The sequence below is a fragment of the Kitasatospora sp. NPDC101155 genome (genome assembly GCF_044768305.1).
Taxonomy (GTDB): domain Bacteria; phylum Actinomycetota; class Actinomycetes; order Streptomycetales; family Streptomycetaceae; genus Kitasatospora.
The window spans coordinates 48443-64678 of record NZ_JBIWPN010000017.1 but is presented as its reverse complement, the minus strand read 5'-3'; the positions used below and the strand labels follow the sequence as shown (position 1 = coordinate 64678).

Annotated in this window: 10 protein-coding genes; 2 read left to right on the top strand and 8 right to left on the bottom strand. The window is 71.0% G+C overall.

Going from position 1 to position 16236, the window contains the following annotated elements; all coding sequences use genetic code 11:
• The 8 genes from ACIRYZ_RS25150 to ACIRYZ_RS25115 form a co-directional block, all read right to left on the bottom strand.
• A complete protein-coding gene (locus ACIRYZ_RS25150; protein WP_402947902.1) occupies window positions 1-858 on the bottom strand; it encodes a cyclase family protein in 858 nt (285 codons plus the stop codon).
• A 61-nt stretch (window positions 859-919) separates the two neighbouring features.
• Entirely contained in the window at window positions 920-1156 is a 237-nt protein-coding gene (locus ACIRYZ_RS25145) for a phosphopantetheine-binding protein (RefSeq protein ID WP_350743348.1), read from the bottom strand.
• 66 nt (window positions 1157-1222) lie between these two features.
• Window positions 1223-2452 carry a beta-ketoacyl-[acyl-carrier-protein] synthase family protein gene (locus tag ACIRYZ_RS25140; RefSeq protein ID WP_402947900.1) on the bottom strand — a complete coding sequence of 410 codons (1230 nt, stop codon included), beginning with the start codon at window positions 2450-2452 and terminating at the stop codon, window positions 1223-1225.
• Window positions 2453-2480: 28 nt separating this feature from the next.
• Entirely contained in the window at window positions 2481-3728 is a 1248-nt protein-coding gene (locus tag ACIRYZ_RS25135; RefSeq protein WP_402947897.1) for a beta-ketoacyl-[acyl-carrier-protein] synthase family protein, read from the bottom strand.
• 74 nt (window positions 3729-3802) lie between these two features.
• On the bottom strand, window positions 3803-4747 hold the full coding sequence (locus ACIRYZ_RS25130) for an ACP S-malonyltransferase (protein WP_402947895.1): 945 nt from the start codon (window positions 4745-4747) through the stop codon (window positions 3803-3805).
• A 243-nt stretch (window positions 4748-4990) separates the two neighbouring features.
• Window positions 4991-5959 (bottom strand): Gfo/Idh/MocA family protein, encoded by a 969-nt coding sequence (locus ACIRYZ_RS25125; protein ID WP_402947892.1) that lies wholly within the window; start codon window positions 5957-5959, stop codon window positions 4991-4993.
• Window positions 5960-6011: 52 nt separating this feature from the next.
• Window positions 6012-8648 carry a tetratricopeptide repeat protein gene (locus ACIRYZ_RS25120; RefSeq protein WP_402947890.1) on the bottom strand — a complete coding sequence of 879 codons (2637 nt, stop codon included), beginning with the start codon at window positions 8646-8648 and terminating at the stop codon, window positions 6012-6014.
• A 142-nt stretch (window positions 8649-8790) separates the two neighbouring features.
• Window positions 8791-11874, bottom strand: coding sequence for an AAA domain-containing protein (locus ACIRYZ_RS25115; RefSeq protein ID WP_402947887.1), 3084 nt, complete (start codon window positions 11872-11874; stop codon window positions 8791-8793).
• A 212-nt stretch (window positions 11875-12086) separates the two neighbouring features.
• Between ACIRYZ_RS25115 and ACIRYZ_RS25110 the strand changes: the two genes are divergently transcribed.
• Together ACIRYZ_RS25110 and ACIRYZ_RS25105 are read left to right on the top strand one after the other, a co-directional pair.
• Window positions 12087-13277: a protein kinase gene (locus tag ACIRYZ_RS25110; protein WP_402947884.1), complete on the top strand. Its 1191-nt coding sequence runs from the start codon at window positions 12087-12089 to the stop codon at window positions 13275-13277.
• Window positions 13278-13387: 110 nt separating this feature from the next.
• Window positions 13388-16228: a helicase-related protein gene (locus ACIRYZ_RS25105; RefSeq protein WP_402947881.1), complete on the top strand. Its 2841-nt coding sequence runs from the start codon at window positions 13388-13390 to the stop codon at window positions 16226-16228.
• Window positions 16229-16236 lie beyond the last annotated feature (8 nt).

The following is a 16236-nucleotide window of genomic DNA, read 5'->3' as shown; positions in this document are numbered from 1 at the left end:
TCAGTCCGCCTCTCGCCCGTCCGGCTCTGCGGCGCGCCGGGCGGGACCGGCGGGCTGCGCGGGGGCCTGCCCGGTCGGGCCGACCATCGCGACCACCCTGGTCCAGCCGGCGCCCGCGCCCGCCACGGCGACCGGGAAGCAGGTCACCATGAAGCCGGTGGGCCCGGGCAGTTCCTCCAGCCGGTTGAGCTTCTCCAGCTGCAGGTACTCACTGATCCGCCCGTAGATGTGGGCGGGCCACAGGACCTCGCGGTCACCGGTGCGGTGGTACTCCTCGACCATCGCGGCCATCGGGCGGTCGAGCCCCCAGGCGTCGATGCCGATCACCTTGACCCCGCGCTCCACCAGGAAGGCGGTGCCCTTCCCGGAGAGGCCGGCGTACTCGGTGAGGTACTCCGCGGTGCCCCAGTGCTTCGAGGCGCCGGTCCAGAGCAACACGATGTCGCCCGGGGCCAGTTCGTGCTCGGCCTCGTCCAGCGCGGCGATCAGCTGATCCACCGTGATCGCGCTGCCGATCGGCACATGGCGGACGTCCAGGCGCACGCCCGGCCCGTAGCACCACTCCAGCGGGACCTGGTCGATGCTCTTCGCGGGCGCGCCGCCGGACTGCGGCCCGTAGTGCAGGGGCGCGTCCATGTGCGTCCCGGTGTGGGTGGTCAGCGTGACGGTCTCGCTGGAGACCGCCATGCCGTCCGGGAACGCGTCCGGACCGAGTCCGAGCACGACGGCGCCGGTCTCGTGGTCGAGGACCTCGACCTCGACCGGGGTCGCCTCGCTCGGGGTGTCCTGGACGATGACGCTCAGGTCGATCAGCCGGAGCCCGGGCACCGCGGGCGGTGGGCCCTCGTGCTCTGACATCACGCCTCCTCTCTTCGCCTGTCGAAGGTCTCGCCCACCGCGCGGGCAGGCGAGCCGCGGTTCAGATCCGGCCGTCCAGGAACTCGACCAGCTGGGCGACCGTACGGACGTTCTTCAGCGCCTTGCCGTCGGGGGCCTGGCCGCCCACCAACGAGGCGACGGTCTCGACCAGTTCGGCGGAGTCGATGTCCAGATCGGCGCGCAGCTGCGCCTCCGGGACGATCTCCTCGGCCTCGATGCCGAGTTCGACCAGCACGGCCTTGAGCCGGTCGAAGGTGGACAGGGTCTGGGTGCTCATCTCAGGTTCTCCCTCGACTGGTTGTGATCGCTTTTCTGACGATGGTCAGTTCGTTGATTTTGTAAGTCAGTTCTTCTCGGCGGCGGGCCCGCGCAGCACCAGGGCCGCCACGGTGCCGTCCGCGCCGCGCGCGTTGACCAGCGCGGTGCGCACCGGCCGCACCCGGGGGGCGTCGACGATCAGGTCCAGCTCGGTCGCCTCCCGCTCCCCCGCGGTGATCCCGGCCACCGGCGGCACCGCTCCGTTGCGGATCGCCAGCAGCGCGGCCAGCAGGTCCACGGCCGGGGCCGCGCCGAGCAGGTGGCCGGTGACCGGCTTGACGGTGGTGCACGGCACCTGGTCGACCGCGCCCGCCCCGAGCAGGTCCGCCACCGCCCGGACCTCGCCGGCGTCGGCGTAGACGGTGCCCTGCGCGTCCAGGGCGATCAGGTCGAGGTCCTGCGGGGCGACCTCGGCCTCCTTCAGCGCGGTCTGCGCCACGTGGGTCAGCACGTCGGTGCCGGTGCGGCCGAAGACCTGGTCCGAGCCGGCGTGCCCGGCGGCGAACCCGGCGACCTCGGCGAGGATCTCGGCGCCGCGCGCCCTGGCGCTCTCCTCGGACTCCAGGGTGAAGACCACCGCGCCCTCGCCCACCAGGTAGCCGTCCGCCCCGGCGCCGAACGGCCGGTAGTCGCCCGGGGTGAGCCGCCCGCTGGTCTCGCAGAAGGTGTAGGTGTACGGCGTGACCGGCGCCTCGGCGCCGCCGGCCAGCATCGCCTCCGCGCGGCCCTCGGCGATCGCCCGCACCGCGTAGCCGATCGCCACGGCGGCGCTGGCGGTGTCCGCCGCGACGGTCTTGGAGAAGCCCTTGATCCCCCACTTGATGCTGATCTGGCCCTGCGGCGCGGTGGGGAACCAGGCCGAGGCGATGTACGGGCTGACGCCGGTGTAGCCGACCTGGCAGAGCCGGCGCATGCTCTCCTCGGTGATCTCCCAGCCGCCGTACATGTTGCCCAGGTAGACGCCGACCCCCTCGGGGGCCTCGGCCGGGTCCAGGCCGGCGGCGGCCAGCGCGTCCTGCGCGGCGACCAGGGCCAGTTGGCAGAAGCGGTCCATCCGCTTGCGCAGCCGCAGCGGGATCGAGGCGACCGCCTCGTCCCCGGCGACGCCCGCGCGGTGCGCGGTGTACGGCTCGGTCGGGAAGCGGTCGATCTCGGCGACCGCCGGGCGGGCCGCGCCGACCAGGTCCCAGAACTGCTCGGTGGTGCGGGCGCCCGGGAGAGCCAGCCCCACCCCGGTGATGACGACCTTGCGCATCTCGTGTCCTCTCTTTCCGTCGGGTGGCTCAGGCGCGGCCGAGGACGACCGTCGAGTGGATGCCGCCGAAGCCGCTGGAGAGGCTGGCGATGGCGTCCACGGTCGCCTCGCGGGCGGTGTTCGGGATGTAGTCGAGGTCGCAGTGCTCGCCGGGCTCGACGTGGTTGACGGTGGGCGGCAGCCGGTGCTCGTTCAGCGCGAGCACGCAGGCCACGAACTCCAGGGCGTTGGCGGCGGCCAGCGCGTGGCCGACCATCGACTTGATCGAGCTGACCGGCGTCCGGTACGCCTGCTCGCCGAGCACCAGCTTGACGGCGTTGGTCTCGCAGACGTCGTTCTGCGGCGTCGAGGAGCCGTGGGCGTTCACGTAGCCGATCCGCTCGGCGGGCAACTTCGCGTCATCCAGAGCGAGTTGGAAGGAGCGGGCGAGGTCGGTGCCGTGCTCGGCCAGGTCGGTCATGTGGAAGGCGTTGGCACTGCTGCCGAAACCGAGCACCTCGCCGAGGATCACGGCGCCGCGCTCGCGGGCGTGCTCCCACTCCTCCAGCACCGCGATGCCCGCGCCCTCAGCCAGCACGAAGCCGTCCCGGAACCGGTCGAACGGGCGGGAGGCGTGCTCCGGGTCGTCGTTGCGCACCGACAGCGCGCCGATCACGTCGAAGCAGGCGACCACGAACGGGGTGATCGGGGCCTCGGCGGCGCCGGCCACCATCACGTCGGCGTCGCCGCGCCGGATGGCATCGAAGGCGAAGCCGACCGCGTCGTTGCCGCCGGTGCAGCCGGTGGTCAGGGTGACCGCCGGGCCGTACAGGCCGAAGGCGTCGGCGACCGCGGCGGTCGGGGTGTTGAAGGTCGCGGACAGGTGCAGCCGGCGATGCGCGGCGGCCACGTCGATCGGGCCGGTGCCGCCCGCCGTCAGGCCCGGGAAGTGCTCGGTCATGAACTTGGTGCCGCCGATCGCGTTGGCGATCACCACACCGGTGCGGAACGGGTCGACGTCGCCCGGTCCGTCCAGTCCGGCGTCGGCCATCGCCTCGTACGCGGCGGCCAGGGCGATCCGGACCACCCGGTCGTCGCCGTCCGGCTCCTCGGCCGGGCTGCCGGGCAGGACCACCGGCGGCAACTGGCCGGCGATCTGCGAGTTGAATCCCGCGGCATCGAAGGAGCCGATGCGGGAGACGCCGTTGCGGCCCTCCCAGAGGCCTTCGGCGAAGTTCTTCTTTCCGATGCCATTGGGGGCCAGGACCCCCAGGCCCGTGATCGCGACTCGACGCATCGCGCTCTCCTTGTCCCTCTCGGTCGGTGCAGTGGTCGGTGCTCGGTGCTCTTTACGGCCGGTCGGGCCAGGTCCTAGGCGACCAACAGGTGCTCGTCGCCCACGGTGAGTGCCATCGCGTCGCCCCAGCCGGCGCAGGACGCGGAGACCGCCTTGCGGTCGAACTGCCGCAGCAGGCCGCGCAGTACGGTGCCGGGGCCGACCTCGATGCAGGTGTCCACGGCCTCCGCGCGCAAGGTCTCCATCACGCCGACCCACTCCACGGGGGCGGCGATCTGACGGGCCAGCAGCCGGCGGTAGGAAGCGAGGTCGGTGACCAACTGGCCGGTCATGCTGCTGATCAGCGGGGTGTGGCCGGCGTGCAGCGGCAGGTCGGCGATCAGCGGGGCCAGCCGGTCCTCCGCCTGCGCCATCAGCGGCGAGTGGAAGGCTCCGTGCACCTCCAACGGGATCACCGTCTTGGCGCCCCGCTCCAGCAGCACCGCGGACAGCAGCCGGACGGCCTCGCTCTCCCCGGAAACCACCGACTGGCGCGGGCTGTTGGCGTTGGCGACCACCACCGTGCCGGACATCTCGGCGGCGGCCATCCGCACCGTCGCCGGGTCCATCCCCAGCACGGCGGCCATCGCCCCCGGCGTGGCGACACAGCAGTCCGCCATCTCGGCCGCCCGGTTGGCGACCACCACCAACGTGTCGTCCAGGTCGAGCCAGCCGCCCGCCACCAGCGCCGAGTACTCCCCCAGGCTGTGCCCGGCCACCACGGCCGGCGCCAGCCCGAGCAGGTCCAACTCGGCCGTCAGCGCGCAGGACAGCGCCAGCACGGACAACTGGGTCGGCACCGTCTCGGTCAGCCGTTCGGCCGGACCGACCAGCACCGCCTCCTCGATGTCCTGCCCGACCATCGCCCCGGCCCGTCGCAGCACTTGTCCGAAGAAGGGCGACCGCTCGTACAGGTCGGCCCCCATGCCCACGTGCTGGCTGCCCTGCCCGGGGAAGAGGAACGCGTACCGGTGCCCCATGAGCTGCCACCCTCTCTGTGCATCACCATTCTTGAAAGTCAGCATGACTGATGGTTTTGCAGACTGTCAATCAGCTCATCCGACCATCAGTTCGCCCCACTCAACCTTCAGCCCACGCCGGCACACTCGCAAAAGGCCCGGTCCGGACATTCGTCCGAACCGGGCCTTTCCACCCGCCTGCCGCTGTCTTCCCAGGTCAGGGATCGTTCACTGAGGCTCCTGAACGAGCCGCCAGCCCGGTGCCTACCGAGCCTCCGGCACCGCGTGATGGATCGCCGTGATCGTCGCCGCGGCGTCGAACCCGAGAACCGGATCGGGCCGGCCGGAGAGCAGGCTGGCGTAGAGCGGGCGGTAGTGGGCAACCTTTCGCGCGGTCCGGCCGTCGTTGCCGAAGGCTGCCAGCAACTCACCGCCCCTGGCGGCGAATCCGGTCATAGCGGTGTGGTCGATCCAGACCTCCACACCGGAGCGGCCGAGCACCAAGCTGCTCTCCTTGCTGCTGGAGCCGGTCAGCCAGCTGCTTCGCAGCCGGGCGGTGCCGGCCTCGCCCCGGGAGCGGAATCCCACCGTGCACCACGCGCTCGCGCCACCGTCCACCTGCTGGAAGGAGGTGAGTCCGGTGAGGTCCACGAAGCGGGTGAGCATGCTGAGTTGGTTCACCCCGGAGTCCATCCAGCTGGAGACGTACGAAGCGAAGGCTTCTGTGCCGCGGAGGACGTAGGGGTCGTAGAAGGCCGAGGTGACGGCCGTGATCGGCCCCCAGTCCGGGTTCGCGGCGAGCAACTCCGCCGCCCAGTCGACCTCGGGGGAGAAAGCGAAGTGATGCGCGGTGAACACGCGGTTCTGCACGTCGGCCTTCCCATCCAGCTCGCGCAGCCCCGTGAGGGAGTCGAGGTCATGGACGAGAGGCTTCTCCACGAGCACTCTGGCTGTTGAATGAAGGAGGGCCAGGATCGCCAGCTCGGCGTGTGTCTCCGTGGGGGTGGCGAGGACCACCAGGTCCGGCTGGTGTGCGTCGAGCGCCCGGGTGAGGCTGCCGTAGTGAGGCGGCGTGGTGCCCCGGAACTCCACCGGCTCAACCGGGCGTGAGTCGACCGTGAACTCCAGGGCCACATCGTCTCGTTCGGCCAGGACGGCAAGGTGGGTCTCGGCGATGATGCCGACTCCGACCAGGCCGACACGTACCGGCTCGACGCACACCGGATCGGTCATGAGATCTCTTCCCCTTGTCCGACGGCTGTCCCGAGCCCCGGGCCTTCGTGTCTCATCGTTGCGCGGCCACCTCGGCCCACCGGCCCAGCGACACGGCCGGACCGTCGACCCATTCGACCCGCGGGTCGTGCTCCACGGCTTGCGGAACACCGTCGATCCAGCTGGTCACGATCGGGACCCAGTAGGTGTTGCCGCCCGACCTGCGGGTTCGCGCATCGAGTTCGGCGCGCGTGCGGCGGGCGCCGTTGTGGTCGCCGTCGAGGACCCTGAGCAGGATCTGGGCCACATCGGCCAGGTTGTGGCCGCCGCGATAGCTGATGTCGTCCGCCAGCCGCCGGGTGCCCCCGACCGCGTTCACCGCCGCTCCGACGTCACCCGCCACCGCGTGTGCGACCGCCTCGGCGGAGCGGATCTTGACCAGTTCGACCGGATTGGGCACCAGGTCCAGCAGGTCCCGTGCGCGGGCCGCCGCGTCCGACACCACAGCCGTGTCGCCGGACCAGCAGGCGGTCTGCGCCAGGTTGGCCAATGCCTTCGCTTCTGCGGCGGCCAGTCCCTCGCGTCGGGCCAGGTCGATCGCCTCGGCGTATACGGCGGTCGCCTCGTCGAAGCGGGCGTTCACCCGCCAGATGTGCCCGATCAGCCGCAGCCGTTCGCCCTCGTCCTCCGGCCCGCGGCTGCGCTGCTCCCGCAGCGAACCCAGCGCCGTGCAGAAACGCCCGTTGAGGTAGTCGAAGTCGCAGAGCCAGTACCGGGCCACGGAGTCGAACTCGCCGCCCACCAGGGCACGGTAGATCTCCGCCGCCCTGGTGTAGTCGCCGTGGTTACGCAGCGCGTGGGCGAGGTGGACCTGCACCAGCTGCGCCGTCGGACTGCCCTGCCGCACGCCCTCCGCCGCGCTGCCGAGCAGCTCGACCGCCCGCGTGGCGTGGCCCGTGCGGCGCAGTTGGACACCCCGTATGGCGGCGAGAACGGCCCGGTACTCCGGCGTCCCGGCCCGTTCGGCGGGAAGGCCGGCACCCAGCTCCGACCACTGCCCTGCTTCGACGAGGCGTTGCGTGGCGCGGGCCATCCAGTCGGCGAAGACCCCGTGCTCCGCCGAGAGCTTGAGGCCGGACTCAAGAGCCTGGGCGATGGCGGCCCGGCCGGAGGACGGTCCGAGACGCTCGCCGAGCCAGGCGAGCAGCCGGGCCGCGGCCTCGCTGCGGTCGCGGTCGGACCAGCCGTCCGGGAGTGTCCGGTCCGCCTCGCCGATGGCGTGGCGAAGCGCCGCGTGCAGCGCGTACGGCAGGACGTAGGCGTCGTCGTGTGTCAGGAACGGTCGGCGTAGGAACCGGGCCACGCTGCCGTCGGAGACGTTGGGTTGTCCGGCCCGCAGCAGATCGGCGCCGACCCGGTCGGTGAGCGCCGCGGTGCGGACGAGGTCGCGTTCCTCCCGTGGCAGGTCGCGGATCGACCGGGTGGCCACCGCGGTGAACGATCCGCCGAAGTCTGCCGCTGACGGCTGCCCGCCGCGGGCGAGGAGCGCGGCGAAGTGCGACACCGACAGGTCCAGATACAGGGGCAGACCCTGGCCGCCCGCGATGATCCGCCGACGGACCTCGGCGGGCATGGCGGGCTCGCCGTCCCTGGTGAGCGCCTCGCTGAGGTAGCTGTTGGCGTCGGACTCCGAAAGGTAGCCGACAAGGTGCTGGCGGGGCTCGACGGTGTCGTTGCTGAAGTGCAGGTTCGGCCAGTGCTGCGGACCAGTGAAGTCCAGCTCACCGCCCACGCCCGCGTCGGCCCAGTCGATGCGGTTTCGGCCGGTGATCACGAACAGTACGTTGGGCATCAGGTAGACACAGCGCTGGATCAGGCGCTCCACCGCGCGATCGGCGCTGCCGTTGACCACCTCGAAGGTGTCGAGGAACACGCACACCGTGGGTCGCCGGGCCGGTCGGCCCCGCAAGGACAGGTGGTCCAGGTCCCAGGCCAGCAGGTACGGGAAGTACGAGAGCGTCTCGTAGTCGGCATCGGCCTCGATCAGTTCGGGGAACAGCTCACAGTCGGCGAGCAGGCGTCCCTCGCGGACCCGGTCCCGGACGGCGCGATAGGTGGCCAGGGCCGCGCGCTGCGCCAACCCGGTCAGACCGCCGATCCCTGCGGGGTCGACCTCCCTCACGGTCTCCGAGATCTGCTCGCCGAGCCCGATGCTGCGGGAGGCTCGGCGCAGGGCCGGTGAGGCATCGAGGAAGTCCTGGAGGGCCTCCCCGGGGTGGGCACGGGCCCAGTACGAGGCGAGCGCCAGGTCGAAGGCGGGCCAGCGGCTGCCCAGTTGTCCCAGTCCGGACCGAAGACGCAGCAGCAGGCCCTCGATGTCGCAGGCGCCGTCCTCCGAGACATCGACCCGTACGGTCACGACGTCGTCGCGCCCTTCGGCCGCAGCATCGGCGAGCAGTCGGCGCTCAAGCTCGTGGGAAAGCGTCGTCTTTCCTATGCCGCCGACCCCGTAGAGGGTCAGAACGTTGCGGCGCCCCTGCGCCCGGTCCACGACCGGCGAGACATCGGCCTCGTCCAGGATCCGGCGCAGGCCCTCCACCGACCGCTTGAAGGCAGCCACTTCGTCGACCCGGTTGGTGAAGACCTGTTGCGCCGTGACGGTGGACGACAGCCCGCTCATGAACGCGGCCCGCAGGTTCACCCGTGCCATCCCGTCCCCTCTCCGTGCCTCCCCGGCGATGTCCTGTCCGCAACGCCCGGAGGGATGCCTGACTGAAATCGTGTCAGCTCTCAGTAAGGTGCCACAAGTTGCCCTGGCAGGACGGGAACGCCCAGATGCTCGTGTCCTGTTCTCACGGCAGCCAGCGGGCTGCCTGCTCCCGGGTGACCCGCGCGGCGTCGACGTGCCAGAGCCGGTTCAGCCCGTCCCACTGGGCCTTGAGGAGTGACTTGGCCTCGTTCTTCTCCCCGAAAGGGACCTTGAGGTAGAGCCGTCCGTTGACGGTGTCCCCGGGCCGGATCCTCGCCGCATCGGTCGCACCGGGCTCAGTGGGCTCGGACGAAGCGGGCCTCGTGCTGTTGGTGCTTCCGCCGGCAGCTCGCGGGTTCCATGCTGCCCGCTCCTTGCGGGCCCGGTCGATGACCCGGCTGACCCGTTCGCAGGATGCGGGGTCCGTGAAGCGCATCATCAGGTCGGTCGGCCCGCTGCCCGCGAGCAGGTTGAGCGAGCCGTGCCAGAGCACGCTGCTGTCGAGGATGAGGACCTTCTCGTGCATCCGTTCACGGAAACCCACCTGGCAGCCGGCCGCCCGGAGAATGTCGATCTGCTTCTGGTGACGGGCCGCTCCGGCCGCCTCCCGTTGCTCCTCCGGTGACCGGGTGTGGACGACGACACGCACACCGTCGGCCACGCGGGCGCCCAGCAGCGCCGACCAGCGGCGCACCGGCGCCGGATCGAGGAAGGCGCAGTAGACCTCGATACTGGTCCGGGCCCGCGCGATGTCCCACTCCACGGCCTTCTGCACCTCATCGGCAGGGAAGAAGGCCGGCCGCGCCAACTCCTCCTCGGACAGAACCGAGAGCTGAGCCGCGTCCCGCGTCGGGATCAGCTGGTCGGCCGAGATCACCTGGGCATGGCGCTCCAGGTGGTCGAGCATGGCCCGGGCCTCGCTGTGCACGCTGAGGTGCTTCCGCAGATGCTCGACGTCAGCGACGACGATGAGGTGGTCCTGGGCCCGACTGAGCGCAACGTTCAGCAGGCGACAGGTCTGGGAGGAGAGACCGGTCCCGGCGTAGAAGATGCCCGGGTCCTTTCCGGCACCGACGGCGGTGTCGAAGATGACGATCGGGCGCTGACTGCCCTGGAACCGGTGAATGGTGTCGACCAGCCCCTCATAGTCCTCTCCGAACCGGTACTTCAGGCTTCCCTTCAGCGCTTTGACCTGCGCGCGATAGGGCGCGATGACCGCCAGCCGGTCGGTCGCCCGCTCCCCCGCGCCGCTCTCGCCCCTTTCCCACTTACGGCCGGGGAGCACCCCCTCGTACTGGAGGCCGCGGACGAGCTCGTGGACGACGGCCTCGTTGACGGTGTTGGCCCGGTAGTCAGGGCCCGGGATGCGCTGCTTGGAGGTGTCGATGAGGATCACGGGGACGTCGACCAACGGGTTGGACGGGATCCGGCTGCCGTCAGCGCGGCCGGTGGCAAGCGGGGCGTCGGGATAGGCGACGGCGTTGACCAGTCGGCAGATCGGCTCGCGCATGCGGTACTGGGTGTCCAGCGCCACCAGGCGTGAATCCTGACGAACGGAGCCGTTCCCGCCCACCAGGCCGGCCGCATGGAAGGCGTCCCGGGCGGCCCAGTGCCGCGCATGCATGCGCTCATCCTCCGTGGCCTTCCGATCGCCGTCCCCCTTGGTGACTGCGGGCAACTGCCGGAAGTCGCCCGCCACGACGATCCGCTTGCCCGCCAGACCGGCGGCCAGCCAGGCCGAGGGCAGATCCACCATGCCCGCCTCATCGACCACCACGACGTCCACCCGGTCGAGCAGCTTGCGCGACTGAACCGCCTTGGCCACCGTTGCCCCCATGACCCGGCACCGGGACCGTACGGTGTGCTGGATGCGGGCGAGCTGCCGGTCGAGCTCCTGGATGGCCTCCTGCAGGTTTGCGGCCTCGCGAACCAGTGCCGCGTGCGCAGGAAGACCTTCGAGTCGGGGCCGGAGACCCGCGAGGCGCCCACTGGTCGTGCTGATCCGGGCGGCCAGTTCCTCTGCCTGCTTCCGGGCGGCCGCTCCGATGTACTGAGATGTGAAGGCGGCCTCAGTAGCCTGGGCGAGTTCCTCCCGCAGTACAGCGAGCTGCTTCTCCTTTCGCCCGGCGCGGAAGCCCTTCGGTTCCCCCACCTCGCCGATGGCCAACCGCAGCCGAGCCGCTTCGGCCTCCGCCCGCAGGGCGTCCCGTTCCGCGTTCCCGGCCGCATCTACCGCGCCCTGGTGGGCTTTCCGATCGTCGGCGAGGTGCTGCTCCAGTTCCCGGGCTTCGTCGTGCAGGGCGACACCGGCGCGGGCCCGCTGGAGGGCCTCCCGCGCCTCCCGCGCCGCCGCGTCCAGCTGCGCCGAGAGCCGACCCGCGATCCGGGCCGGGGCGACGAAATCTCCGTACCGCTCGCGCAGCGACGGCAGTTCGATCTCCCCGGCCCGCTGGACGAGGCCCTCGGCGAAGCCCGCCTCCGCCTTCAGGAGGTCGCAGATCCGCTCCAGGGCTTGGTCGACGGCGACCTTCGTCGGCGCCAGGAACAGGACGTTGTGCCCTTGGCGGACGTTGCCCTCCACGATGTGGCCGACGACGTCCGTCTTCCCGGTTCCCGGCGGCCCCCAGAGGAACAGCACCTCGCTCGCGAGGGCCTGCGCAACGGCGGTCCGCTGGCGGGGGTTGAGCTTCAGCCCGTGCCAGTCGGCCACCCACCGTTCGGGGTCCGCTGCCCGGCCCACCGCCGGTGTTCCTTGTCCGACGATCCACCCGGCGCTCTCGACCCGGATGCCACCGTCGTCCGAACCTGCCGCCTCCAGGCGCTCCGCAAGTACCAGCAGGCCTGCCGAATCGTCCTTCCGCACCTGCACGTTGCGCACTCCGGCTGCCAGGCCCTCGGCCAGTACCAGCCTGACCTTCCCGTCCGGCATCGGGGACGCCTCGCCGGGAATCCAGGCACCGCGCGCCTGGGAGGGGCGTACGAGGACGGGACTGCCGTCAAAGGATGCCGGCCACCTGCGGCAGCCGAAGAGGTACTCGTACCGCCCTTCCGATACGGATACCTGCCGCCCGTCCGACAGCGCCGCCTTCTCCGCGTCCTTGGCGTCGTCGCGACGTTCTGCCCGGATCTCCGCCTGCACGGCGGCCAGGAGTTCGGAAACCGGGTACGGCTGCTCGGTCTGCGTCATAGGTGCGCGCTCCCCCGTGGCGTGTGCGTTCTGCTTCGCCCACTGTACGGAGCGCAACCGACACCGTGGCCCGCTTCCGCCAACCGCTGCGCTGAAGGGCTTCGGAAGAGAACAGGACCCGAGACCACGTCTTCCGATCCACCCGCTTGACCGAGCAGGGTCCACTACGGTGGCCACGTAGGTCTCCGATCAGCACCACGACGAGGACGGGCGTGCACACGACGACTCCCCTGAGCCCCGAGGACCCGCCCGAGATCGGCGGTTTCGAACTCCTCGCCCGGATCGGTCAGGGCGGCATGGGCCAGGTGTACCTCGGTGAGTCCCCTGGCGGGGAGCAGGCCGCAGTCAAGGTGATCAAACCCTCCCTGGTCGACTCGGAGACCCGGCTGCGCTTCGCCCAGGAGATCGAAATCCTCAAGACCGTCTGGGGAAACCGGGTCGCGGCCTTCCTGGACGCGGATCCCGAGGCGGAACCACCGTGGCTGGCCACGGAGTACGTCGAGGGCGCCGATCTCCGCAAGCACCTGGACACGTACGGCCCGCTCCCCGCCGTCCTGGTGGCCTCGCTCGGCGCGACCCTCGCCGAGGCCCTCGCCCTGGTGCACAAGCAGGGACTGCTGCACCGGGACCTCAAGCCGGCGAACGTCCTGCTGGGGCCCAACGGCCCCAAGATCATCGATTTCGGCCTCGCGGTGTTCGCCGAGTCGGGTTCCTCCCTCACCGCCCCGAACACGGTCGTCGGCACACCCATGTGCATGGCGCCGGAACAGGCCAACGGCGTGAAGCCGCTCACGGAGGCGGTCGACGCGTACGCGCTGGGCGCGGTCCTCCTCTTCGCGTTGACCGGCCGGTACCCGTACCAGGCGGCCAACGTCCATGTGCTGTTCCACATGGTCACCGACCCGGACACGCCCCCGGACCTGACCGGCGTCCCGGCCGAGCTGTCACCGATCCTGGCCTCGATGCTGGCCCACGAGGCCAAGGACCGGCCGTCTCTGCCGTCCGTAGTCAAGGAGTTCCGTGCCGTCATCGAGGCCCAGGGCCTCAAGGTCGCCCAGGCCCGCCGACGGCTGACAGCTCTGACCGCAGGACATCCGGCTCCCGGGTCTGAGTCGACGGCCCGAACCGTGCAGCTCCTCCCGCCTGCCCCGGCCGACGCAACCACGGTTCCTGTCCCGGCTCTGGCCGTCGCCCCACCGCCGGGTCCCACACCGAACGAAAGCCCCGGCTACACCCCGACGCTCAAGGACGTCCCCGCAGCGGCAGCCGCACCCGCCGACGCCCCCGGACCGGCGTCTGCCCCGCCCTCGGCGTCAGCGCCTCGCGCACCCCGGCGATCGCTGCAGGCCCGTCGCACAGCTCAACAGCTGCGCGAGGTCTACGCGGCCAAGGCCCCGTTCTGAACGAGGCCCGATCCTCTCCCCTCACTCGCCGTAAGCTCTTCACCTGGTGCGCTGTCTCTTGGAGGACGGCCGCTACCACCGCACAGCACGATGAACACAGGAGGCAGCGGGTGACCCCCGAGCTGAGCAGCGCCGAACCGACCGGGACCGTGGAGGACCCGTATCCGGCGGGCGCGCAGGTCTTCGTTCGGGACGAAGTGTGGCTCGTGCGGAACAGCTCGCTCACCGAACACGACGGCGCCCGGGTCGAAGTGGTCGGCGTCTCGGACTTCGTCCGAGACCAGGAGGCGGTCTTCTTCACCGCCCTTGACGAGATCGAGCTGGTCGACCCCCGGCAGACGAAGCTGGTCGCCGACGACTCGCCGAACTTCCGCCGCTCCCGCCTCTTCCTGGAGGCCGTGCTGCGGCGGACCGCCCTGCCCCAGTCCGAGCGCGGCCTCGCCCTGGCCGACTCCTTCCTGCTGGATCCCCTCCCCTACCAGCAGCGCCCGGCCGAACTCGCGCTGTCCGGGCGCAACCTGCGGCCCCGGATGCTGATCGCCGACGTGGTGGGGCTCGGCAAGACCCTGGAGATCGGGCTCACCCTCGCCGAGCTGATCCGGCGCGGCCGCGGGGACCGCATCCTCGTCGTCACCCCGCAGCACGTGCTGGAGCAGTTCCAGCACGAGCTGTGGACGCGCTTCGCGATCCCGCTGATCCGGCTGGACTCGGTCGGCATCGAACGGATCCAGCGCGAGATCCCGGCCGGCCGCAACCCCTTCACCTACTTCAAGCGCGTGATCGTCTCGATCGACACCCTGAAGAACACCGACCAGTACAAGCACCACCTGGAACGGATCAGCTGGGACGCGGTCGTCATCGACGAATCGCACAACCTGATCAACCGCGGCTCGCTGCGCAACCAGCTCGCCCAGATCCTGGCCCCGCGCACGGACGCCCTGATCCTCGCCTCCGCCACCCCGCACAACGGCGACGCGAAGTCCTTCGCCGAGCTCATCGGCCTGCTCGACCCGGCGGCCATCCGCGACCCGGAGAACTACCGGGCGGACGACATCAAGCACCTCTTCATCCGCCGCACCAAGATCAGCCAAGAGGTGCGCGAGCAGATGAAGGGGCAGTGGGCGGACCGCGGCCCCTCCCGATCGGTCCGCTGCGCGGCCACACCGGCCGAGGAGAAGGTCTTCGAGGAGCTGGCCGAGGTCTGGCTGCCCTCCGACGGCCGGAAGTCGGTCAGCGACGTACCGCTCTTCCCCTACACCCTGCTCAAGTCCTTCCTCTCCTCGCCCGCAGCTCTCAAGGCGACGGTCGAGACGCGCATCAAGACCCTTGAGAAGAAGGAGATCCAGTCCGCGGTGGCCGCTGAGCGGGAGGCCCTGCTCCGGCTGCGCGACCTCGCGGGCGCGATGTCCGACACCGACTCGGCGAAGTTCGGCGCGCTCGTCTCCGAGCTGCGGGCGATCGGTGTGAAGCCCGGCTCCGACACCCGCGTCGTCGTCTTCTCCGAGCGCGTACAGACCCTGGAATGGCTGCACTCCGTCCTCCCTGCCGCCCTCGGCTTCAAGGGCCGGGCCGCCGAAGGCGCCGTCCGCCTCATGCACGGCGGCCTCAGCGACGAGCAGCAGATGCAGTGCGTCGAGGACTTCGGCCTCGCCGACACCCCCGTGCGCGTCCTGCTCACCGGCGACGTCGCGTCCGAAGGCGTCAACCTCCACCGCCAGTGCAGCCAGCTGGTGCACTACGACGTGCCCTGGTCGCTGATCCGCATCGAACAGCGCAACGGCCGCATCGACCGCTACGGCCAGGCCAGCCCGCCGGAGTTCCGCGCGCTGATCCTCACCAGCGAGGTCGAGGGAGCCAAGGACGACACGCTCGTCGCCGAGCGCCTGCTCGACCGCGAGCGCGAGGCCCACCAGAAGCTCGGCACGGCGGAGGCCGTCACCGGCCTCTACCGCGCGGAGGCGGAGGAGAAGTCGCTCATCCAGGACCTGCTGCGCGGCCGCACCGTGGAGGAGTCCCTGGCAGCGCACCGCCCGCAGGCCGACGAGGCCGACGGCATGGACGACTTCCTCGCCGACTTCTTCGACTCGGTCGGCGAGGAGCCCACCGGCGAGGACACCTCCGTGCCGCGCGCCGACGTCCCCCGTCTGTTCGCCTCCACCCGGGAGTTCCTGGACGAGGCCCTGCGCGAGGTCTTCCCGGACGCCCAGAGCAGCCTGGAGATGGACCGCGACGAGACCTCCGGCCTGATCTCCTTCCGCCCGCCGGCCGACCTCGTCCACCGGCTCAAGGCGCTCCCGCTCGACTACGTCCGAGAGCAACGGCTGCGCGAGCGCCTGCTCGTCACCCTCAACCGCCGCCTCGCCGAGCACTCCCTCCAGCGGGCCCGCGAGTCCTCCACCTCCAGCTGGCCGGAGATCTCGCTGCTCACCGACCTCCACCCGGTGGTGGAGTGGCTGACCGACAAGGTGCTGGTACGCCTCGGGCGCCAGGAGGCCCTGGTGGTCACCGCGGACGTCGCCGAACCCACGTACCTGATCCAGGGCGTCTACTCCAACGCCCTCGGCCGGCCGACGGTGGTCAAGTGGATGGCGGTCACGCGGGACGGCGCCGTCGACGACGACATGGTGGCGATACTCCGCCGCTCCGGCGTGGGCCCCACCATGGCCAACCCGCTGAAGCACTGGCCCGTCGACCGGCTGCAGGACGGCATCCCCGCCGCGCTGGAACGGGCGGAGGCCTTCCTGGAGCACCACCGGGAGGCCTGGGACGAGCCGCTGCGCGAACCGATCGAGAGCTACCGGCTCCGCCTCGGCGAGTGGGAGCAGCCGACCCTGGCCGGCGAGCGCACCAAGCAGCGGCTCGCCGGCATCGCCGACTCGCTGCTCACCACCGGCCGCCCGCTCCTGCGCGTCCTCGCCGTCCTCGCCCCCACGCCGCTCCAGGCCGTCTGACCCCGGAG

What these genes read in the sequence shown, in the direction of transcription:
- ACIRYZ_RS25135 (WP_402947897.1), bottom strand. Translation starts at nt 3,728, where the DNA reads ATGCGTCGAGTCGCGATCACGGGCCTGGGGGTCCTGGCCCCCAATGGC.
- ACIRYZ_RS25145 (WP_350743348.1), bottom strand. Translation starts at nt 1,156, where the DNA reads ATGAGCACCCAGACCCTGTCCACCTTCGACCGGCTCAAGGCCGTGCTG.
- ACIRYZ_RS25120 (WP_402947890.1), bottom strand. Translation starts at nt 8,648, where the DNA reads ATGGCACGGGTGAACCTGCGGGCCGCGTTCATGAGCGGGCTGTCGTCC.
- ACIRYZ_RS25130 (WP_402947895.1), bottom strand. Translation starts at nt 4,747, where the DNA reads ATGGGGCACCGGTACGCGTTCCTCTTCCCCGGGCAGGGCAGCCAGCAC.
- ACIRYZ_RS25115 (WP_402947887.1), bottom strand. Translation starts at nt 11,874, where the DNA reads ATGACGCAGACCGAGCAGCCGTACCCGGTTTCCGAACTCCTGGCCGCC.
- ACIRYZ_RS25125 (WP_402947892.1), bottom strand. Translation starts at nt 5,959, where the DNA reads ATGACCGATCCGGTGTGCGTCGAGCCGGTACGTGTCGGCCTGGTCGGA.
- ACIRYZ_RS25140 (WP_402947900.1), bottom strand. Translation starts at nt 2,452, where the DNA reads ATGCGCAAGGTCGTCATCACCGGGGTGGGGCTGGCTCTCCCGGGCGCC.
- ACIRYZ_RS25150 (WP_402947902.1), bottom strand. Translation starts at nt 858, where the DNA reads ATGTCAGAGCACGAGGGCCCACCGCCCGCGGTGCCCGGGCTCCGGCTG.